Annotated in this window: 18 protein-coding genes; 15 read left to right on the forward strand and 3 right to left on the reverse strand. The window is 54.6% G+C overall.

The annotated features are described in order from the left end of the window. Nucleotides 1-444 precede the first annotated feature (444 nt). From gyrA to rpsA, 7 genes are all read left to right on the forward strand, one after another. On the forward strand, nucleotides 445-3,099 hold the full coding sequence (gene gyrA / locus CIB54_RS24595) for a DNA gyrase subunit A (protein WP_101221218.1): 2,655 nt from the start codon (nucleotides 445-447) through the stop codon (nucleotides 3,097-3,099). Between the two features lie 224 nt (nucleotides 3,100-3,323). Further along, the gene (gene serC / locus CIB54_RS24600; protein WP_065950323.1) at nucleotides 3,324-4,409 is read left to right on the forward strand and encodes a 3-phosphoserine/phosphohydroxythreonine transaminase; all 1,086 of its coding nucleotides are present in this window, start codon (nucleotides 3,324-3,326) and stop codon (nucleotides 4,407-4,409) included. Beyond that, complete coding sequence (pheA, locus tag CIB54_RS24605) at nucleotides 4,409-5,503, forward strand: prephenate dehydratase (RefSeq protein ID WP_003172650.1); 1,095 nt, start codon at nucleotides 4,409-4,411, stop codon at nucleotides 5,501-5,503. Before serC ends, pheA begins: the two co-directional genes overlap by 1 nt. A 9-nt stretch (nucleotides 5,504-5,512) precedes the next feature. Next, nucleotides 5,513-6,625, forward strand: a complete 1,113-nt coding sequence (gene hisC / locus CIB54_RS24610) for a histidinol-phosphate transaminase (RefSeq protein WP_101221219.1) — start codon at nucleotides 5,513-5,515, stop codon at nucleotides 6,623-6,625. Between the two features lie 28 nt (nucleotides 6,626-6,653). Further along, entirely contained in the window at nucleotides 6,654-8,864 is a 2,211-nt protein-coding gene (locus tag CIB54_RS24615) for a bifunctional prephenate dehydrogenase/3-phosphoshikimate 1-carboxyvinyltransferase (RefSeq protein ID WP_232790608.1), read from the forward strand. Beyond that, nucleotides 8,861-9,550 carry a (d)CMP kinase gene (gene cmk, locus CIB54_RS24620; RefSeq protein WP_101221221.1) on the forward strand — a complete coding sequence of 230 codons (690 nt, stop codon included), beginning with the start codon at nucleotides 8,861-8,863 and terminating at the stop codon, nucleotides 9,548-9,550. The genes CIB54_RS24615 and cmk overlap by 4 nt, the downstream gene beginning before the upstream one ends. A 119-nt stretch (nucleotides 9,551-9,669) precedes the next feature. Further along, the gene (gene rpsA / locus CIB54_RS24625; RefSeq protein ID WP_065950327.1) at nucleotides 9,670-11,355 is read left to right on the forward strand and encodes a 30S ribosomal protein S1; all 1,686 of its coding nucleotides are present in this window, start codon (nucleotides 9,670-9,672) and stop codon (nucleotides 11,353-11,355) included. 177 nt (nucleotides 11,356-11,532) lie between these two features. Here the strand turns inward: rpsA and CIB54_RS28085 are convergent, their stop codons facing one another. From CIB54_RS28085 to CIB54_RS24640, 3 genes are read right to left on the reverse strand one after another with little or no spacing between them, the layout of a single operon-like run. After that, nucleotides 11,533-11,946, reverse strand: coding sequence for a GtrA family protein (locus CIB54_RS28085; RefSeq protein WP_101221222.1), 414 nt, complete (start codon nucleotides 11,944-11,946; stop codon nucleotides 11,533-11,535). Further along, nucleotides 11,943-12,950: a glycosyltransferase family 2 protein gene (locus tag CIB54_RS24635; RefSeq protein ID WP_065950329.1), complete on the reverse strand. Its 1,008-nt coding sequence runs from the start codon at nucleotides 12,948-12,950 to the stop codon at nucleotides 11,943-11,945. Before CIB54_RS24635 ends, CIB54_RS28085 begins: the two co-directional genes overlap by 4 nt. A gap of 39 nt (nucleotides 12,951-12,989) precedes the next feature. Next, nucleotides 12,990-14,237: a hypothetical protein gene (locus CIB54_RS24640; RefSeq protein WP_101221223.1), complete on the reverse strand. Its 1,248-nt coding sequence runs from the start codon at nucleotides 14,235-14,237 to the stop codon at nucleotides 12,990-12,992. Between the two features lie 474 nt (nucleotides 14,238-14,711). On the opposite strand from CIB54_RS24640, the gene CIB54_RS24645 reads away from it, so the two are divergent. The 8 genes from CIB54_RS24645 (at nucleotide 14,712) to CIB54_RS24680 (ending at nucleotide 21,757) form a co-directional block, all read left to right on the forward strand. After that, on the forward strand, nucleotides 14,712-14,996 hold the full coding sequence (locus CIB54_RS24645) for a hypothetical protein (RefSeq protein ID WP_065950331.1): 285 nt from the start codon (nucleotides 14,712-14,714) through the stop codon (nucleotides 14,994-14,996). A 131-nt stretch (nucleotides 14,997-15,127) separates the two neighbouring features. Beyond that, entirely contained in the window at nucleotides 15,128-15,424 is a 297-nt protein-coding gene (gene ihfB / locus CIB54_RS24650; RefSeq protein WP_065886416.1) for an integration host factor subunit beta, read from the forward strand. 20 nt (nucleotides 15,425-15,444) lie between these two features. Further along, nucleotides 15,445-15,684 (forward strand): LapA family protein, encoded by a 240-nt coding sequence (locus CIB54_RS24655; RefSeq protein WP_065950332.1) that lies wholly within the window; start codon nucleotides 15,445-15,447, stop codon nucleotides 15,682-15,684. A gap of 446 nt (nucleotides 15,685-16,130) precedes the next feature. Continuing rightward, complete coding sequence (locus CIB54_RS24660) at nucleotides 16,131-17,405, forward strand: Wzz/FepE/Etk N-terminal domain-containing protein (protein ID WP_065950333.1); 1,275 nt, start codon at nucleotides 16,131-16,133, stop codon at nucleotides 17,403-17,405. Nucleotides 17,406-17,676: 271 nt separating this feature from the next. Next, nucleotides 17,677-18,249 carry an acyltransferase gene (locus CIB54_RS24665; RefSeq protein ID WP_065950334.1) on the forward strand — a complete coding sequence of 191 codons (573 nt, stop codon included), beginning with the start codon at nucleotides 17,677-17,679 and terminating at the stop codon, nucleotides 18,247-18,249. After that, on the forward strand, nucleotides 18,233-19,378 hold the full coding sequence (gene rffA / locus CIB54_RS24670) for a dTDP-4-amino-4,6-dideoxygalactose transaminase (RefSeq protein ID WP_065950335.1): 1,146 nt from the start codon (nucleotides 18,233-18,235) through the stop codon (nucleotides 19,376-19,378). The genes CIB54_RS24665 and rffA overlap by 17 nt, the downstream gene beginning before the upstream one ends. Next, complete coding sequence (locus tag CIB54_RS24675; protein WP_101221224.1) at nucleotides 19,362-20,642, forward strand: O-antigen translocase; 1,281 nt, start codon at nucleotides 19,362-19,364, stop codon at nucleotides 20,640-20,642. The genes rffA and CIB54_RS24675 overlap by 17 nt, the downstream gene beginning before the upstream one ends. Next, a complete protein-coding gene (locus CIB54_RS24680) occupies nucleotides 20,642-21,757 on the forward strand; it encodes an EpsG family protein (RefSeq protein ID WP_065950337.1) in 1,116 nt (371 codons plus the stop codon). The genes CIB54_RS24675 and CIB54_RS24680 overlap by 1 nt, the downstream gene beginning before the upstream one ends. Nucleotides 21,758-21,768: the final 11 nt, after the last annotated feature.

Here is a 21,768-nt window from a genome sequence, read left to right on the forward strand (position 1 = left end):
GGAAAGGTTGGCGGCGTGAACCTTAATCAGTGTCCAAGATTACTTGACCAGTTCAAGCCCCCTCCCACACTTGAATGGTGAACACGGTCAACATGTGGGAGGGGGCTTGCCCCCGATTGGCCCTCAAAGTCAATAAAAGTCCCGGATCCAGCCTCAAAAAACAACACCACCCCACCTCTGAGCCCCTCTCGTCCCCCTCAAGCCTGTCATTCATCAAATTACTAGCCTCCATGCGCATCAGGGGGATAGGTGCGTGGCGGCGATTGTGATAACATCCGGCGGTTTCCAGGGCTGCCCCGAGGGGTGGTCCATAACGCGCAGATCCGTGTCATAACTCGTTGATTTGTCGTAAGTCGTTGTCAGGCACCGTGCCGGCAGCGGCGAGCTTTGTTCGTCCCGAATGGATGTAACGAAGTTTCACCCGAAAAAGGAATCAGGCTTCTCATGGGCGAACTGGCCAAAGAAATCCTCCCGGTCAATATCGAAGACGAGCTGAAACAGTCCTACCTCGACTACGCGATGAGCGTCATTGTCGGTCGGGCACTGCCTGATGCGCGCGACGGCTTGAAGCCCGTGCACCGGCGTGTGCTGTTCGCGATGAGCGAGCTGGGTAACGACTGGAACAAGCCGTACAAGAAATCTGCCCGTGTTGTCGGTGACGTGATCGGTAAGTATCACCCTCACGGCGACACTGCGGTGTACGACACCATCGTTCGGATGGCCCAGCCGTTTTCCCTGCGCTACCTGCTGGTAGACGGCCAGGGCAACTTCGGTTCGGTCGACGGCGACAACGCCGCGGCCATGCGATACACCGAAGTGCGCATGACCAAGCTGGCGCACGAGTTGCTGGCCGACCTGCATAAAGAAACCGTGGACTGGGTGCCGAACTACGACGGCACCGAAATGATCCCGGCCGTCATGCCCACCCGTATTCCCAACCTGCTGGTCAACGGTTCCAGCGGTATCGCCGTGGGCATGGCCACCAACATCCCGCCGCACAACCTCGGTGAAGTCATCGATGGTTGCCTGGCCCTCATCGACAACCCCGAGCTGACCGTCGATGAGCTGATGCAATACATCCCCGGCCCGGACTTCCCGACCGCCGCGATCATCAACGGTCGCGCCGGCATCATCGAAGCCTACCGCACCGGTCGCGGCCGCATTTACATGCGCGCCCGCTCGATCATCGAAGACATCGACAAGGTCGGTGGCCGCCAGCAGATCGTCATCACCGAACTCCCGTACCAGCTGAACAAAGCACGCCTGATCGAGAAGATCGCCGAGCTGGTTAAAGAGAAGAAGCTCGAAGGCATCACCGAGCTGCGCGACGAGTCCGACAAAGACGGTATGCGCGTGGTGATCGAGCTGCGTCGTGGCGAAGTGCCCGAGGTGATCCTCAACAACCTCTACGCCCAGACCCAGCTGCAAAGCGTGTTTGGTATCAACGTGGTTGCCCTGATCGATGGCCGTCCACGCATCCTGAACCTCAAGGATCTGCTGGAAGCCTTCGTACGTCACCGTCGCGAAGTGGTCACCCGTCGTACCGTGTTCGAACTGCGCAAGGCCCGCGAGCGCGGCCACATCCTGGAAGGCCAGGCGGTTGCGCTGTCGAACATCGACCCGGTGATCGCGCTGATCAAGGCCTCCCCGACGCCGTCGGAAGCCAAGGAAGCCCTGATCAAGATGCCGTGGGAATCCAGCGCCGTCGTGGCCATGGTTGAGCGCGCCGGCGCGGACTCCTGCCGCCCCGAGACCCTGGACCCGCAATACGGCCTGCGTGACGGCAAGTATTTCCTGTCGCCGGAACAGGCCCAGGCCATCCTGGAACTGCGCCTGCACCGCCTGACCGGTCTGGAGCACGAGAAGCTGCTGGCCGAGTACCAGGAGATCCTCAACCAGATTGGCGAGTTGATCCGCATCCTCAACAGCGCCGTACGCCTGATGGAAGTGATCCGCGAAGAACTCGAAGTGATCCGCGCCGAATACGGCGACGTGCGCCGCACCGAAATCCTCGATGCACGCCTCGATCTGACCCTGGGCGACATGATCCCGGAAGAAGAGCGCGTGGTGACTATCTCCCACGGTGGCTATGCCAAGACCCAGCCGCTGGCTGCGTACCAGGCTCAGCGTCGTGGCGGTAAAGGTAAATCGGCTACCGGCGTCAAGGATGAGGACTACATCGCTCACCTGCTGGTCGCCAACAGCCACACCACGCTGCTGCTGTTCTCCAGCAAGGGCAAGGTGTACTGGCTGAAAACCTACGAAATCCCGGAAGCCTCCCGTGCCGCCCGTGGTCGCCCACTGGTCAACCTGCTGCCGCTGGACAGTGATGAATACATCACTACCATGCTTCCGGTCGAGGACTACACCGAAGGTCACTTCATCTTCATGGCCACCGCCAAGGGCACCGTGAAGAAGACCCCGCTGGAATCCTTCAGCCGTCAACGCAGCGTGGGCCTGATCGCCCTGGAGCTGGATGAAGGCGACGTGCTGATCTCCGCCGCGATCACCGATGGCGAGCGCGAAGTCATGCTGTTCTCCGACGGCGGTAAAGTAACGCGCTTCAAGGAATCCGACGTTCGCGCCATGGGCCGTACCGCCCGCGGTGTGCGCGGCATGCGTCTGCCAGAAGGGCAGAAGCTGATTTCGATGCTGATCCCGGAAGAAGGCAGCCAGATCCTCACCGCTTCCGAGCGTGGTTATGGCAAGCGTACCGCTATCAGTGAGTTCCCGGAGTACAAGCGTGGCGGCCAAGGTGTGATTGCCATGGTCAGCAACGACCGCAACGGCCGTCTGGTCGGCGCAGTCCAGGTGCTCGACGGCGAGGAAATCATGCTGATTTCCGACCAGGGCACCCTGGTACGTACCCGCGTGGCGGAGGTCTCGAGCCTGGGCCGTAACACCCAGGGCGTGACCCTGATCAAGCTGGCCAAGGACGAAAAACTGGTCGGCCTGGAACGTGTGCAGGAGCCTTCGGAAGTTGAGGGCGAAGAGCTGGAAGGTGAGGAGTTCGACGGCGAGGTGATCGCAGCCGGCGATGACAACGTCGACGAGCCAACCCTCGATGCTGCCGCAGACGAAGAAGAACCGCAGGAATAAGCGGACACACAGGGGGCGGATGAAGATTCGCCCCCTTGTTGTTTGTCCCCTTTGAAATATACGCCGCCCCCTGTAGGAGCGAGCTTGCTCGCGAAAATCGCCAACGATGGCGCGGGCTGCCTGATACGCCCTTGCGCTCTCGGTTTTTTCGCGAGCAAGAACCGGGCGTCCCCCTCGTTCCTACAGTGTGTGATTTGAGTCCCACCAGATCAGAGAGATTGGATGTGAGCAAGAGAGCCTATAACTTCTGTGCCGGTCCCGCGGCGCTTCCTGAAGCAGTCCTGCAGCGCGCGCAGGCTGAACTCCTCGACTGGCATGGAAAAGGCCTCTCCGTGATGGAAATGAGCCATCGCAGCGATGAGTTCGTGTCCATTGCCACCAAGGCCGAGCAGGATCTGCGCGACTTGCTGGACATTCCCTCCCACTACAAAGTGCTGTTTCTGCAGGGTGGCGCGAGCCAGCAGTTCGCCCAGATTGCGCTGAACCTGCTGCCTGAAGGCGGCACCGCTGACTATATCGACACCGGTATCTGGGGTCAGAAGGCCATTGAAGAAGCCTCCCGCTACGGTCATGTCAACGTGGCAGGCACCGCCAAGCCTTATGACTACTTCGCCATTCCTGGTCAGAACGAATGGAAGTTGTCCAAGGATGCGGCCTACGTGCACTACGTTGCCAACGAAACCATTGGCGGCCTGCAATTCGACTGGGTGCCGCAAGTGGGCGACGTCCCGCTGGTGTGCGACATGTCCTCGGACATCCTCTCGCGCCCGATCGACGTGTCCCGGTACGGCATGATCTACGCCGGTGCGCAGAAAAACATCGGCCCGAGCGGCATTCTGGTCAACATCATCCGCGAAGACCTGCTCGGCCGCGCCCGCTCGCTGTGCCCGACCATGCTCAACTACAAGGTCGCAGCCGATAATGGCTCGATGTACAACACCCCGCCGGCATTCGCCTGGTACCTGTCCGGCCTGGTGTTCGAATGGCTCAAGGAGCAGGGCGGCGTGGCGGCCATGGGCAAGCTCAACGAAGTGAAGAAGCGCACCCTCTACGACTTCATCGACGCCAGCGGCTTGTACAGCAACCCGATCAACCTCGCCAATCGCTCATGGATGAACGTGCCATTTCGCCTGGCCGACGACCGCCTGGACAAGCCGTTCCTGGCCGGCGCCGACGAGCGCGGCCTGCTGAACCTCAAGGGTCACCGTTCAGTCGGCGGCATGCGCGCCTCCATCTACAACGCTGTCGACATCCACGCCATCAACGCGCTGGTTGCCTACATGGCAGAGTTCGAAAAGGAACACGGCTAATGTCTGAGCAAGAACTCAAGGCCCTGCGGGTACGCATCGACAGCCTGGACGAGAAAGTCCTCGAGCTGATCAGCGAGCGCGCACGCTGCGCCCAGGAAGTGGCACGGGTGAAAATGGCGTCCCTGGCGGAAGGTGAAGTGCCGGTGTTCTACCGGCCCGAGCGAGAAGCCCAGGTGCTCAAGCGCGTGATGGAGCGTAACAAGGGCCCGCTGGGCAACGAAGAGATGGCGCGGTTGTTCCGTGAAATCATGTCCTCGTGCCTGGCGCTGGAACAGCCGCTGAAAGTAGCGTACCTCGGCCCGGAAGGCACTTTCACCCAAGCGGCGGCCATGAAGCATTTCGGCCACGCCGTGATCAGCAAGCCCATGGCAGCGATCGACGAAGTGTTCCGCGAAGTGGCGGCCGGCGCAGTGAATTTTGGCGTGGTGCCGGTGGAAAACTCCACCGAAGGCGCGGTCAACCACACGCTGGACAGCTTCCTGGAACACGACATGGTGATCTGTGGCGAGGTTGAGCTGCGCATCCACCATCACCTGTTGGTGGGCGAAAACACCAAGACCGACAGCATCAGCCGTATCTATTCCCACGCCCAGTCCCTGGCCCAGTGCCGCAAGTGGCTGGATGCGCATTACCCGAACGTCGAGCGCGTGGCAGTCTCCAGCAATGCCGAGGCGGCCAAGCGGGTCAAGGGCGAGTGGAACTCGGCAGCGATTGCCGGCGATATGGCGGCGGGCCTGTACGGGCTCACGCGCCTGGCCGAGAAAATCGAGGACCGTCCGGACAACTCCACGCGTTTCCTGATGATCGGTAGCCAGGAAGTGCCGCCCACCGGCGACGACAAGACTTCGATTATCGTCTCCATGAGCAACAAACCCGGCGCGCTGCACGAGCTGCTGGTGCCGTTCCACGACAACGGGATTGATCTGACGCGCATCGAGACGCGTCCTTCGCGCAGCGGTAAATGGACCTACGTGTTCTTTATCGACTTCATCGGGCATCACCGCGACCCACTGGTCAAAGGTGTGCTGGAGAAAATCAGCCAGGAGGCCGTGGCACTCAAGGTGCTGGGCTCTTACCCGAAAGCGGTTTTGTGAGGCTTTGACATGAGTGGCAACTTCCTCGCCCTGGCGCAGCCGGGCGTGCAACAACTCTCGCCTTACGTCCCAGGCAAGCCTGTGGACGAGCTGGCACGTGAGTTGAATCTGGATCCGTCCAAAATCGTCAAGTTGGCGAGTAACGAGAACCCGCTGGGCCCTGGCCCTAAAGTGCTGGCGGCGATTCGCGATGAGTTGGCTGAGCTGACCCGTTATCCCGACGGCAACGGCTTTGCCCTCAAGTCCCTGCTGGCAGAAAAATGCCGGGTAGAGCTCAATCAGGTGACCCTGGGCAACGGCTCCAACGACATCCTCGAGCTGGTCGGCCGGGCCTATCTGGCGCCGGGCCTGAATGCGGTGTTCAGTGAGCATGCATTTGCGGTCTACCCGATCGTCACCCAGGCCGTAGGTGCCGATGCGCGGGTTATCCCGGCAAAAGACTGGGGGCACGATTTGCCGGCGATGCTGGCCGCCATCGATGCGCAAACCCGCGTGGTGTTTATCGCCAACCCGAATAACCCGACGGGCACCTGGTTCGATGAGCAGGCCTTGAACGAATTCCTGCAGGACGTGCCCGAGCACGTCCTCGTGGTGCTGGATGAGGCTTATATCGAGTACGCCGAAGGCAGCGACCTGCCGGATGGCCTGGACTTCCTGGCGGCCTATCCGAACCTGCTGGTGTCGCGCACGTTCTCCAAGGCCTACGGCCTGGCGTCGCTGCGGGTTGGCTATGGCTTGTCCACAGCGGTAGTCGCCGATGTGCTCAACCGCGTGCGCCAACCGTTCAACGTCAACAGTCTGGCCCTGGCGGCGGCCTGCGCGGCGTTGAATGACGCCGATTACCTGGAAGAAAGCCGTCGCCTCAACGAACGCGGCATGCAGCAATTGCAGGACGGTTTTCGCGAGTTGGGCCTGGGCTGGATTGCGTCCAGGGGCAACTTTATCTGTGTCGACCTCGGACAGGTAGCCGCCCCGGTCTTCCAGGGGTTGCTGCGCGAAGGTGTGATCGTGCGCCCGGTGGCCAATTACGGCATGCCAAACCACCTGCGCGTCACCATCGGTTTGCCGGCGGAGAACAGCCGCTTCCTGGAGGCGTTGGCCAAGGTTCTGGCCCGTGGTTGATGTCACTGCATTGCAACCTGCTGTGCCTATGATCGGTCGCCTGGTGGTGGTCGGTCTTGGGTTGATCGGTGGATCCTTCGCCAAAGGCCTGCGCGAGAGCGGCCTGTGCGGCGAAGTGGTCGGCGTGGACCTGGACCCGCAATCGCGCAAGCTGGCGGTGGAGCTTGGGGTGGTGGATCGCTGCGAGGCGGACCTGGCCATCGCTTGCCAGGGCGCCGATGTGATCCAGCTGGCCGTGCCGATCCTGGCGATGGAAAAGCTATTGGCGATCCTGGCCGGCCTGGATTTGGGCGGCGCGATTCTCACGGATGTCGGCAGCGCCAAGGGTAACGTGGTGCGCGCCGCACAACTGGCGTTTGGTGACATGCCGCCGCGCTTCGTGCCGGGCCATCCGATTGCCGGTTCCGAGCAGAGTGGGGTGGAAGCGTCCAATGCGCAGCTGTTTCGGCGGCACAAAGTGATCCTGACTCCGCTTGAACAGACCGATCCTGCGGCCTTGGCCGTGGTAGACCGGTTATGGCGCGAGCTGGGGGCGGATGTGGAGCATATGCAGGTCGAGCGTCACGACGAAGTGCTGGCGGCGACCAGCCATCTGCCCCATCTGTTGGCATTCGGCCTGGTGGATTCGTTGGCCAAGCGCAACGAAAACCTGGAGATTTTCCGCTATGCCGCCGGTGGCTTTCGCGACTTCACGCGAATTGCCGGCAGCGACCCGGTGATGTGGCACGACATCTTCCTTGCCAACCGTGAAGCGGTGTTGCGTACCCTGGATACTTTCCGCAGCGACCTCGATGCCCTGCGCGACGCGGTGGATGCGGGCGATGGCCATCAACTATTGGGCGTGTTCACCCGTGCGCGGGTGGCGCGTGAACACTTCAGCAAGATCCTGGCGCGCCGCGCCTATGTGGAAACCGCAGTGAATGCCGAAGAACTGACCTTCATCGCCCGTCCCGGTGGCCGCTTGAGCGGGCGCATTCGGGTGCCGGGTGACAAGTCGATCTCCCATCGCTCGATCATGCTGGGCTCATTGGCTGAGGGCGTGACCGAAGTGGAAGGCTTCCTTGAAGGTGAGGACGCCTTGGCGACCTTGCAGGCGTTTCGCGACATGGGCGTGGTGATTGAAGGGCCGCACCACGGTCGAGTGACGATTCATGGCGTGGGCCTGCATGGCCTGAAACCGGCGCCGGGGCCGATCTACCTGGGCAATTCCGGTACGTCCATGCGCCTGTTGTCCGGGTTGCTGGCGGCGCAGCGCTTCGACAGCGTGCTGACGGGCGACGCCTCGCTGTCCAGGCGCCCGATGAGCCGCGTGGCCAAGCCGTTGCGAGACATGGGTGCAGTGATCGAGACCGGGCCGCAAGGCTGCCCGCCGCTGACCATACACGGTGGCCAGGCACTCAAAGGCATCAATTATGTACTGCCGATGGCCAGTGCCCAGGTGAAATCCTGTGTGTTGCTGGCCGGACTGTATGCCGAAGGCCGAACCGCAGTGACCGAGCCTGCACCGACCCGCGACCACACCGAGCGCATGTTGCGCGGTTTTGGTTACCCGGTGGTGGTGGAGGGCGCGACGGCGTCGCTCGAGTCCGGGCATGCGTTGACCGCTACCCATATAGAAGTGCCGGGGGATATTTCCTCCTCGGCATTTTTCCTGGTAGCGGCCACGATTGCCGAGGGTTCCGAGTTGTTGCTCGAACATGTCGGTATCAATCCGACGCGCACCGGGGTGATCGATATTCTGCGCCTGATGGGCGCGGACATTACCGTTGAAAACCCACGTGAAGTGGGTGGCGAACCGGTTGCCGACTTGCGTGTACGCGCCGCTGGGCTCAAAGGCATCGAGATTCCCGAAGCGCTGGTGCCGCTGGCGATCGATGAATTTCCCGTACTGTTCGTAGCCGCCGCCTGCGCCGAGGGGCGCACAGTGTTGCGCGGTGCCGAGGAGCTGCGGGTGAAGGAGTCCGATCGTATCCAGGTCATGGCCGACGGTCTGTTGGCGCTGGGTGTGAAGTGTGAACCGACACCTGATGGGATTATCATTGACGGCAGCCCGATAGGCGGCGGCGACGTGCAGGCCCATGGCGATCACCGGATCGCCATGGCCTTCAGCGTGGCGTCGTTGCGAGCGGTGGCGCCGATCCGTATCCGCGATTGCGCCAACGTCGCCACATCTTTTCCGAACTTTCTTACACTGTGTGCCCATGTCGGCATGCGTGTAGCCCAAGAGGCTCAATTGTGAATATCAAAGCTGCGGTGATTACCATCGACGGGCCAAGCGGCTCGGGCAAGGGCACGATCGCCGGCATCCTGGCCAAGCGCCTCGGCTGGTGCCTGCTCGATTCCGGCGCGCTGTATCGCCTGCTGGCGTTCGCCGCGCGCAACCATGGCGTCGACCTGACCAACGAGGAATCCCTCACGTTGCTGGCGGCGCACCTTGACGTGCAGTTCGTCGGCGCGACGGAAGGTCATCCCCAGCGCATCATCCTTGAAGGCGACGATGTGACCGACGACCTGCGTAACGAACAAGTCGGTTCCTGGGCCTCCCTGGTTGCCGCGCTGCCCGCCGTACGTGACGCATTGCTGCAGCGCCAGCGCGCGTTTCAGGAGCCGCCGGGCCTGGTGGCCGACGGCCGTGACATGGGCACGGTGGTCTTTCCCGAGGCGCCGCTGAAGATTTTCCTGACCGCCAGCGCCGAGGAACGTGCTCGCCGCCGTTACTTGCAGTTGAAGGGCAAAGTCGATGGTGTTAGTCTGTCGAGTCTGCTAGATGAGATCCGTGCACGCGATGAGCGTGATACCCAGCGTGCGGTAGCCCCGCTCAAGCCGGCGGCTGACGCCATACAGCTGGATTCCACGGAGTTGTCCATCGAGCAGGTGCTGGAACGCATCATGAGCGAGATCGCCATTCGTGATATCGCCGGGTGACCAAGAAGGCCGCAGGGGACCAGTCATAGTCCTGTGGTGCTTCTTCTAATTGAAACTGACCCATACCGTCTGGGGTGTGGAGATGGGCGTATTCTTCGCCCTTATCAACAGGAATTAAAATGAGCGAAAGCTTTGCGGAACTCTTTGAAGAAAGCCTAAAAACCCTGAACCTTCAGGCAGGCTCCATCATCACCGGTGTTATCGTTGATATCGATTACCAAGCTCGCTGGGTAACCGTTCACGCTGGTCTGAAGTCTGAAGCTCTGATCCCGCTGGAACAGTTCTACAACGATGCTGGTGATCTGACAATCAATGTCGGTGACGAAGTTCACGTTGCTCTGGACTCGGTTGAAGACGGTTTCGGTGAAACCAAGCTGTCCCGTGAAAAAGCCAAGCGCGCTGAATGCTGGATTGTTCTCGAAGCAGCCTTCGCAGCTGAAGAAGTGGTCAAGGGCGTTATCAACGGTAAGGTTAAAGGCGGCTTCACTGTCGACGTTAACGGCATCCGTGCGTTCCTGCCAGGTTCTTTGGTCGACGTTCGTCCTGTGCGCGACACCACGCACCTGGAAGGCAAAGAACTCGAATTCAAGGTCATCAAGCTCGACCAGAAACGCAACAACGTTGTCGTTTCCCGTCGCAGCGTCCTGGAAGCAGAGAACTCCGCCGAGCGTGAAGCTCTGCTGGAATCCCTGCAGGAAGGCCAACAAGTCAAAGGTATCGTCAAGAACCTCACCGATTACGGCGCATTCGTCGATCTGGGTGGCGTCGATGGCTTGCTGCACATTACCGACATGGCTTGGAAGCGTATCAAGCATCCTTCGGAAATCGTCAACGTTGGCGACGAGATCGATGTGAAGGTTCTGAAATACGATCGCGAGCGCAACCGTGTTTCCCTGGGCCTGAAGCAACTGGGTGAAGATCCATGGGTCGCTATCAAAGCCCGTTACCCAGAAAGCACCCGCGTGACCGCGCGTGTTACCAACCTGACCGACTACGGCTGCTTCGCTGAGCTGGAAGAAGGCGTTGAAGGCCTGGTACACGTTTCCGAAATGGACTGGACCAACAAGAACATCCACCCTTCGAAAGTCGTACAAGTCGGCGACGAAGTGGAAGTTATGGTTCTGGACATCGACGAAGAGCGTCGTCGTATCTCCCTGGGCATCAAGCAGTGCAAATCTAACCCATGGGAAGATTTCTCTGGCCAGTTCAACAAGGGCGATAAAATCTCCGGCACCATCAAGTCGATCACCGATTTCGGTATCTTCATTGGTCTGGACGGCGGCATCGACGGCCTGGTTCACCTGTCCGACATCTCCTGGAACGAAGTTGGCGAAGAAGCTGTTCGTCGTTTCAAGAAGGGCGACGAGCTGGACACCGTTATCCTGTCGGTTGACCCAGAGCGCGAGCGCATCTCCCTGGGCATCAAGCAACTGGAAAGCGATCCGTTCTCCGAGTACGTACAAGAGAACGACAAAGGCGCCATCGTTAAAGGTACAGTGAAAGAAGTTGACGCCAAAGGCGCCATCATCACTCTGGCCGACGATATCGAAGCGACTCTGAAAGCCTCCGAAATCAGCCGTGACCGCGTTGAAGACGCGCGCAACGTTCTGAAAGAAGGCCAGGAAGTAGAAGCCAAGATCATCAGCGTTGACCGCAAGAGCCGCGTAATCCAACTCTCCATCAAGTCGAAAGATGAAGTGGAAGAGAAAGAAGCTATCCAGAGCCTGAAATCCGCTCCGGAAGCTGCAACTGGCGAGACCACCATGGCCTCCCTGCTGCGCGAAGCAATGGCTAAGCAGAACTAAGTTCTGTAAGGCTGTAAAAAAGGGCGACTTCGGTCGCCCTTTTTTGTGCCTGTTGGTTCAGCCTGATGAGACTGGCAGCTCGTAATCCAGTGGCGCAAGTCACGGCCGAAATAACGTCTGACTCATAGCGGCTGCGCTTCAGTGAGTGGCACTAGCACCCGTACGTGAAAGATAGGCTTATTCGCGAGCCGATTTGTCACGAAAAACGAAATACTTGCATGTGAAAAACCCAAAAAACGCTACAACTATGATTGCGAAGATTTGAACAAGTTGATGAGGGTAAAGTAACTTGTCGACAAGGATATACAGAAGCAAAAAGTTTATGAGGTACCCGGTTAAGTGCATCTGGATGTATCGTATGAAGGCACCTCGATTCTTTTTCTGAGAAAACGTCCACTTGTAATTGAACGTATAACTGGTGAGAACACCTATTATATAAATTAACGTCATCGCCAGCTTTTCACCGCTTCCGCAATACACGAGCAATAAGTAGCCCGCGTAAAGCAGGGCATTATTAGTCAGGCCGACAACCCCATAACGTATCAGTTGTAAAAAAGCGGGTGAGGTAAAAAAACTCTTTCTGGCCTTCATTCTTTTTCGAAGCGCAAGGTAGATCGAGATGTTTGCGTGTGTGTGCCAACTGTGTCATCAGATAAATCGTAGGTTTTCCGTCCTACAATATACAGGGGGCGGTTCTTGGTCTGGTCAAATGTTTTGCCGACGTATATGCCAACAATGCCCTGGATTGAAATGACAATGCCACCAATAAAGAATGTAGAAACCATGAGGCTGGTCCAGCCCTGTACCACGGCTCCGTGTAGCATCGTGGTGAACATGAGGTACGCCCCAAAGATAAACGCCAGTGCTGCCATGGTGAAACCTAACTTCACTGCAAGCCGAAGTGGTTTGTCTGAATAGGCAATTATTGTCTCCATCGCCAGGTTCCAGAGCTTTGAAAACGTATAGGTACTTTTTCCATCCAGGCGTTCTGCGTGCGAGATTTCAATCCCTGTGCTTGAGAAACCTGTCCAATGAACGAGTGCACCAAAAAAGCGAAGTTGCTCGCGCATTTGGCAGAGGTTATCGACTACTTTTCGCGAAATAATACGAAAGTTTCCGCTGTCGCCATTATATTCAAAGTCGGCTAAATAGCTGAACGTCTTGTAGAACAGCCAAGAGGTTGCTCTCTTAAGTAGCGGATCACTTCGTTTTCCTCTCAAGGCTAAAACGATATCGTAACCTTCTTGCGCCTTGGCATAGAGGCGAGGAATCTCTTCAGGGCGATCCTGAAGGTCGCAATCCATCACAACGACCCATTGGCCTCGGCAAGCATCCAAGCCTGCGGTGATTCCATAGTGCTGGCCAAAGTTTCGACTCAACTGGATGCCACGTACTCTTGGGTCCGCCTCGGCGAGGCGCTCTATAATTTGCCACGAGCGATCACCCCCGCAGTCTTCTATCAATACGATTTCGAAATCGGATGAGATTTCCTCGAGGGCGGATTTCAGGCGTGAGTAAAGCTCCTCAAGTGAGTTTTCGGCTTTGTAAACTGGAACGATCACCGAGATATGAGGTGATGTCAATTTTGCTGGCATAATATTTTTATCTTGTTGGTGTGTGGGATAGACGGATTGTTACCAAAATTTCGCATTGAAAAAAAGCTCTTGTTTATAAAAGAATATTCCAAAAAGCGCGTGTAAGAAAAACAACATCAGACAGAGTGAATACTTTACTTTGTCTACGGTGCGAATCGTCAGGTGATGTCTGTTTTTAACTAGAAATGCGACAGAGAACAGGAAGACCAGATAGAGCCCCATTTGTCCGCTCCACCAGAAGTTTCCATCGTACATTCTCGATCCGCTTTCTGCGAAGAAGTAGGTCAGCACCAAGCCCATCAAAAGGCAGCAGCAGGAAAAAACGACAGCTTTGTCTTGTATGAAATCTCTCGGGTAGCATAAAAAGGCCAGCAGCGGGAACGCTATCGATAAAATCAGCTTCGGAAATAGAAAGTCTGAATAATGAGCCATGGTCTCAAAGGGTAGAACAACAATATGGCTTTCAGTAGCGCCGGTGGCTTGTGAAAGGTCTTGGAAGAAAAACGTTTGAAAAAACTGCAGGCCTAGCAAAGCGATGATGGGGAGAAAAAATGCGAGATAGATATACTTGTCCATGAGTGCTGATTTGAGCCGGTGGGTGATCAGCAGGAAAAGCACAAAGGCGGGGAGCACGATCATCAAGAAATTAGGCTTTGAAATCCCACTGAGGAACAAAGCGAACGCGAGTGCGAGTCCGTTGGAGAGATTGTTGTGCTGCGGGCTGTCTACAGACTTGAGTGCATAGCAGAACGCCAGGAGGGATAGAGGCTTCAGCAGCAGCATGGTAGGGCTGTGATAAATGCTTATTCCTATGTAGCCGAAGTAAAGGTGCTGATCAATAGCGAAGAAGAGTTGTAAGGGCGTTATGACAAGCAAGCAGACTGAGAAAAATACAGCGATCAACGCGGACGTGTGAGCTTTCAAAATGTTGTAATTTAAAATAGCAAGGAAGAAGATTGAAAGCACTATGACCAGTGTTGACGCCTGGGGGTAACTGATGGCGAGTGCTTTTTTGGAAAGTATGGTGAGCACGTGATACAGCGGGTGAGGCAATATTAATTTCTGACCATTCTCCATGTCGCTGGCCCACTTTAAGTGAGTGACATAGTCGAACGCGTTTGTAGAGAGAGTGCTGATAAGAGGCTCAAATAGAATAATGCAAATTCCCAGAAGTATCCCATAGGCCACTAAGTTCGTAAGGCGCTTTGACTGAGGTGTGTCGGCTATCGTGCTAGTGTGCACCCTGCTGTTTTTTTTAATTGGTTTAGCAGGTTTAAATAACGTCATTGCTGCTGCATCCCTTTGGCTTTCGTTGTGAACATGCGGACCGGATTAACTTAAGGTAATTATACCTGCTGAGCGATGATGATGCGCTTTTTGCAGGCTTCTCATCGTATGGGCTTGCGCCCCGATAGCGTCAGCGCCGTCACCGCGCTCGGCTTTCGAAGGTTACGGGATGTCCGTGCATGCATGGGCGGTGTCGATTCGCAAGTGACGTGGCTTACAGCTGTCTGGAGAGTCATCCGGAGGTGGGCTTGATCTAGCCATCAGGACATGTAGTCGTGAAGTGCGCATGCCCCTTTGCGGAACGGGCGTTTCGAGACGTGGTTGAATGATGTAGAGAGTGCGACCATTGAAAGGCTGCTTGCTGCCGGTTCTGAAATCAAGTGAATCAAAAACCAAGAACTAACGCGTACGTCTCAAGGTCACAAGTGGCTATAGTCTTGATTGCTCCACATTGCTGATTCAATAAGGGGATGAATGAACAGGTTTATCATAGTGCTGGCAGTGCTGACGCTTGCAGGCTGCTCCGCTACCAGCGCCAAGACTCATGCAACGCGGGGCGGCAGCGGTATTGAGATCGACTGCTCGGGTCTGGGAAATAAATGGGAGAAGTGCGATGCGCGTGCGATGCGTGAGTGCAAAGCGCGTGGTTACAAGGTCATCGCCCGGTCCAGTGAAGCCAAGGATGACGCCGAAGACTATCCGTTCGGCTGGAACCCGGCTGGCGCGCTTACGCGCACGATGTTGGTGATCTGTAATTGATGATTTGGGTGTTTACGGCTGTCTTGGAGTAGGCGCGCAGATAAGTTAGTACATGGGCTGTTCAAAATCCTCAGGTCATGCTAAAACCTTCGAAGCGATTTTCCTAGCTGCTTGAAAAAGAAGGGAAAAATATGACGAAGTCGGAGTTGATCGAACGAATTGTCACCCATCAAGGGCTGCTCTCATCCAAGGATGTCGAGTTGGCTATCAAGACTATGCTTGAGCAAATGTCCCAATGCCTGGCCACCGGAGATCGTATAGAAATCCGCGGCTTCGGTAGCTTTTCGCTGCATTACCGTGCACCGCGAGTAGGGCGTAACCCCAAGACTGGCCAGTCCGTCAGTCTCGATGGGAAGTTCGTACCTCATTTCAAACCCGGTAAAGAGTTACGCGATCGGGTAAATGAAGATGAGGAAGAGGGCATCTGATTGTTTGCCAGGAGTATGTTATGCGTCAGTTCAAGCGTATTTTTACTGTCATCATTGCTTCAATCGTTGCTCTCGCAATTGTAGGCTTCGTGCTTGAGAACCAACAGTCAGCCTCGCTTTCGTTCTTGGGGTGGTCCTCCGCCACACTGCCTGTTTCAGTATTCGTTACGTTGGCACTGATAATCGGAATGCTACTGGGCCCAGTGCTGTTCCTGCTTTTCAAGCCTAGGCAGAGCCGAGGAAAGATACCTGCAGCGTGACCTGGATCCAGGTCGTTCAGGTGGACAAGATTGCCGGTGACGAGGGGTGCCGTTTGTCGGATCAATCTGATCGTTTTTCGCGTCGAATACGCTGATGTACATCCTATAAATGAATATCAGGATTTAAAACCGCAGCTTTTTCTGGCAGCAGCTACGGGTCGAATCTATTTTTAATTAATGATAATGACAGTGTTTAAGGGGGAATGGCTGCGCATTGCTAGCTCTGCGGAAGTATCCTACGCGTAGGCGGGAAGCGTCTCATTGACTTGTCAAGTCTTGCAATGTAGCGAAGAGATGGCAAAATGCAACATATTCTCGAGAACAGTCATTTTGTGCGCTCAAGGCCAGGCAGCGAAGCTGGGCTTCGTTGGGCGGTTGATGGAAAAATCACGCAAGATAGTCTGCATAACGAGCCCGCAGTTTCTCATTGAAGGCAGGTTTTTGTTGTGAGTAGTAGCTTCCGCGCCCCCCCTGTGCCCTCGACGGGTGAAGTCGACCTCTTTGCGTTATCTCAAATCGTCTGGCGTCAGAAAAAAATAGTCCTGATCACCACTGCTGGCGTGGCGCTGCTCGCAGCGGCGTATGCATTCCTGGCGACTCCTGAATATCAGGTGAGCAGTGTACTAAGGCCTGCCGCGATCAATGAGTTGGACGCCTTAAATCGTTCGGAAGTTTATAAGTTGCCACCGAGTGAAGCGCTTCTGAAAGTTGGAGCTTCCCTTGAATCTTATGAAACCCGATTGAATTTTTTCAGAGCCAATCAGCAGCTCTTTAGCGAGTTTGAGCGTCCAGGGCGTACCCTTGAGCAGAGTTTTGAAGAGTTCAATCGTAATTCGATCAGTTTGATAGTGCCTGACTTGAAGAAAGCTGAGTCACTGAGTGCCTATATCAAACTCGAAATGAATTACCCGCAGGGCGTCGATGGTGTAAAGATTCTGAACGATTTCGTTCAGTATGCGATTGCCAGCGAGCGCAAGCAGATAGCGGCCGATATGGATGTTATTGTCAAAAACCGAATCAACGAAATTACGGGTAAGTTTAACGCTGCGCGAGCAAGTTATGAAACCGACAAGGAAGCGAAGATAGCTTCATTGCTCGAGGCCGACAATCTGAAGCGCGCACAGCTGTTGGACGAATTGAAGGCGCTGCGTGCCCAGTTGAAAACGTTGCGTACCGATCGCATGTCGCAATTGGCTGAGGCTATCGGCATCGCTAAATCACTGGGCATTAACAAACCGACGACACCTTCTTCGTTGGGAGACGCTGAACGCGCAAGCTCAAACAGCGTGATGCGTACGGAAGTGAACAACCAGCAGATACCTCTTTATTTCATGGGGGTAGAGGCGCTCGAGGCCGAAAAGCGAGCACTCAATCAACGAAACTCGGACGACTTCGCTGAGGCGCGTATTGCCCAAATCGCCAAAGAACTGCAGCTGCTTCAATCCAATCGTCAAGTTGAAGTACTCAATCGCCGAGAAAACGAAGACATTTTTCTAGCCGGGGTTGAGCCGCTGAGGGCGGAAATGGCGCGTTTGCGCAATTTGAATATCGATATGAGTCGCATAAAGTTAGTGGCCATTGATCGAGCCGCTATGGAGCCGTTGAGCGCAGTAAAGCCCAAGAAGCTGCTGATCATCATGGGTGGTATTATTGCGGGTTTGGTTCTCGGTATAGCCTTCGCGTTGTTCTCCAGCGTTTTTCGCTCCAAGAGGCTGGCGTAGAGGCGGCCGCTGGAGTACATCTTGCTACCTGCGCTAGCAAGCGCTTGCAAGAATGCGCTCCACTGTCGTGTTAAGTGATGGCCAGTAGCCCATTGTCTGTGCCCGGGCCTGAGATTGGCCTGATTTGTTGGGTGGCTGTAGGCGATTATGCTATTACGCCAGGAAAAACAAGTTTAAAATTGCTGATACATTTTGATGCGCCTGTCAGCAGCGTCCAGCTGCAGAACCGTGCGTTAGGTTGCTGACAGTATTGGCTAGCTGTGGAGAGATTATGGCGTATTTATCAAACGAGCAGCTGGCTCAGCTCGGTTTTAAAAAGCTTGGCAAAGATGTGAAAATCAGTGATCGAGCCAGCATTTATAATGCTGATCAAATTGAGATTGGCGATTTTTCGCGAATTGATGATTTTTGCGTCATTTCAGGCAAGATTACATTCGGTCGCTTCAATCATATAACACCTATGTGCCTTATCGCTGGTGGGACGCCGGGTATCGTATTTGAGGATTTTTGTACGTTGGCGTACGGCGTCAAGATATTCTCCCAGTCGGATGATTACAGCGGCGAAACGTTAACGAACTCTTTAATTCCAAAAAAATTCAAGAACGAGTTGTTTTCTGCGGTACACGTGCACAGGCACGTAATAGTAGGCGCTGGCGCTGTCATTTTTCCAGGTGTGATACTGGCTGAAGGATGCGCCGTAGGCGCGATGGCGCTTGTTACCAAACCTACTGACGCCTGGGGTGTCTATGCAGGCATACCCGCAAAACGTGTCAAAGAACGTAAGAAAGATTTACTTCAACTAGAAAAAGAATTTTATGGTGAGTTCGATGAAAGTTCCCTTTAATAAGCCGCCTTATACCGGTAATGAGGATCAATATGTAACCCGCGCCATGCGCAGCGCGAAGATGTCCGGAGATGGAGACTTCACGATAAATTGCCAGCGCTGGTTCGAAGAAACGTTTTCGTGCCAAAAGGCATTATTGACGCCCTCTTGCACCCAGGCGCTTGAGATGGCGGCAATATTGGTCGATATACAGCCGGGCGATGAAGTGATAATGCCCAGCTACACCTTCGTAAGTACAGCCAATGCCTTTGTACTTCGCGGGGCAAAAATCGTATTTGTCGATATTCGTCCGGACACGATGAATATTGATGAAACCCTGATTGAAGCGGCCATTACTGAAAAAACCAAGGTCATAGTGCCGGTCCATTACGCAGGCGTGGCGTGTGAAATGGACACCATCATGGACATTGCGCAGCGACACAAGTTGTTTGTTGTCGAAGACGCAGCACAGGGCATGATGTCCACCTACAAAGGACGTAAGTTGGGCACTATTGGTCATTTAGCTGCCTACAGTTTTCATGAAACAAAAAACTACACCAGTGGCGGTGAGGGTGGCTTGCTGCTCATTAATGACGAGCGTTTTATTGGGCGCGCTGAAATTATCCGTGAAAAAGGCACTAACCGTAGCCAGTTTTTCAGAGGGATGATTGATAAGTACACCTGGGTGGATATTGGCAGCAGCTACCTGCCTGGTGAACTTCAGGCAGCCTATCTGTTCGGTCAATTAGAACGGGCGGAGGTGATTAACGAATTCCGCTGCAAAATCTGGAATCGCTACAATGCCGCGTTTAAAGATCTGGTCGGTGCCGGTCTGATCGAAACGCCGTCAGTTCCAGAGGGCTGTGTAGCCAACGCGCACATGTTTTATATTAAGGTTAAAGATATTGTCGCCCGCACGGCAGTGCTTAAACATCTGAATGCCTCCGGCGTGGGCGGGGTTTTTCATTATGTACCTCTGCACAGCGCTCCGGCGGGAATTCTGTTGGGACGTTTTAACGGCGAAGATGTCTTTACCACTAAGGAAAGTGAGCGTCTTCTTCGTCTGCCGGTATGGTACGGAATGTCAGACGTTGAAATTCAGCACGTCATTGATTCTGTGATAGGTGCAGTTAATGCCGCCGGTCGGTAAATTAAAAGAGAAAAGGGCGGGACTGCTGGCGGGCGCTTTTTTCACGAGCGCCGCTCAAGCATCAAAAATCCTGGTAGGGTTCTGCATTCTTAAGCTGATTGCTTTGTATTTGGGTGCAGATGGCCTCGGGAAATTGGGGCACTTTATGAGCCTGGTCTCCATCGCGGTCTTGTTGGCGGGGGGGGGATTGGGGCACGGTGTCATCAAATATGTAGCCGAGTTCAAGGACAGTAAGTTTAGCCTGTACAGGCTGTTTTCCACCTCGGTGTTCTATGCGTTGGGGGCCTCCATACTTGTCTTGGTGGCCTTGTTTTCATTTGCTGAGAAGATATCGGTCCTGGTGTTTGGAGAGCCTCGCTTTTACTGGGTGATCCTGTGCCTTGCTGTCGCCCAGGTTGCGTTCGCGTTCAATATTCTGTTTTCCGGTTTCTTCAATGGGCTCGGTAAACTGAAGGTGAATGCGGTGGTGCAGGTTGTTTCAAATATCCTGGCACTGCCATTAATATGGTTTTTGATTTCAAGCTATAAAATGCCAGGTGCGGCGATTGCCATGCTTGCGATCTTTGTCATGCCGATTATTGTTTCGTTGTTTTTTGTTAAAGGCATGCCGCTGTTCAGAATGATCAAGTGGCGAAAATTTGATGTTGGCATTGGGAAGGGTTTTGCCAGATTCGGTTTGATGTTACTGGTCAGTGCGGTCATGTTTCCTGTGGTGGAAATAGTTATCAGGGAGTCGCTGATAACGCAGGTGGGGTACAGTGAGGCAGGTATATGGCAGGGGAGTATAAAACTCTCAAGCGCTTATATTGGATTTTTTAGCGTCTTCCTGGCGTCTTACTATATGCCACTTATTTCGGCAACGCGAGAGAAGAAGGCGATAACACGTCAGGTCATCAAGTTCATGTTGCTGGTGATGGGCGGGTTCCTTATCGGCGGAAGTGTGCTTTATTTTGGTCGGCACTTCTTCATCCCGCTGCTGCTGTCTTCCGAATTTAATGAGCTGGAGAATTATATAATTTTTCAGCTGGTGGGCGATTTTTTCAAAGTATCCGCTTACGTGATCGGGTTCGTGGCAGTGGCCAAGGCTGCGACCAAATTGTATATACTGTCTGAAGTTATTCAAGCGCTGCTGTTTGTCGGGCTCACTTTTTCGCTGGGAAAAAGTATCGGCGGTATTTACGGTGTCATGTATTCTTATATGATCGCTTACATCGTATTTTTTGTCATGTGTGTCATCGGTTTTGCCTGCTGGGCGCGTAGATAATGGAACTGGAATTCACTCTCCCGTTATACCTGGCTTATGGCTTTTTGGTGCTGGTGGCTGCATTTGATACCTTAAGTGATAGGAAACTACCAGCGATTGTTGTGTCTGTGCTGATGGCTGTTCCGCTAGTTTTCCTGGCTACGTTCAGGGCAGTGGGAGTTGGCAGCGATGATGCCGCTTATCTCGAGATGCTCTATCAGATACCGTCGGTATTGGATTGCCAGAACGTCTATTGCGATTACAGCTACGCGACATTCAATGTCGAGTTCGGTTTTTTCATGTTCCTGTCGGTATTGGCAGCACTCGGAAAGAATGCGGCCGTTTTATTCGGCTTTAGTTCGTTAGTTGCGGTGACGTTAAATATTCGCAGCATAAGGTATTTTTCTCCTTACTTTGCATTGGCGGTGCTGGTTTACTTTACGCATTTTTACCTGGCCAAAGAACTCAATGCAATACGCTTGGGGTTGGCATCCGGGTTGCTATTCCTCGCTGCGGCCTATCTGGATCAGCGAAAGTATAAAATGATGACGGCGCTGATCGTTGCCGCGACATTGGTTCATGTGTCATCGGTATTTTTTATTGTGCCAGTGGGGTTGTATCTTTTTCGGCCCAAGCGCAGTTTGTATCTTCTCGTCAGTGCCGTTCTGATCTTTATCTCCGCAACCATCGACTTTAAATCTGTGCTGCGTCAAATGGCGATTTTCGGTTTTGTGGGGGATAAAATCGAATTGTATCTCAACGCCGACATGTACAGTTATGCCTTGCCGCTTTTTGACATGGTGAATATCAAGAATTTGCTGGTGATCATCGCAGGCCTGGTATGTTGGAAGAAGATTGAACATCGATACCAGAGTTTCAATCTGATTTTCTGTATTTTTTATTGTGCGGCCTTTTTGCGTATTGTGCTGGGCGATTTCGCGATCCTGGCGGGTCGGGGCTACGCAAGTATTTCAATGTTTGAGTACGTGCTGATCCCCATGATCGCTGTGCATGTGTGTGGCAAGAAATTGGGCTTTTTGCTGGTGGCGGCTTATACCTTTGCAACCTTGTACCTGAACCTCAACAGCAATTCAGGGTGGACAGGTGGTTCCGAAGTGTTTTTCGATTTCCTATAGATTGTGGTTGA

This window comes from Pseudomonas fluorescens, from assembly GCF_002837185.1.
GTDB classification, from domain to species: domain Bacteria; phylum Pseudomonadota; class Gammaproteobacteria; order Pseudomonadales; family Pseudomonadaceae; genus Aquipseudomonas; species Aquipseudomonas fluorescens_AM.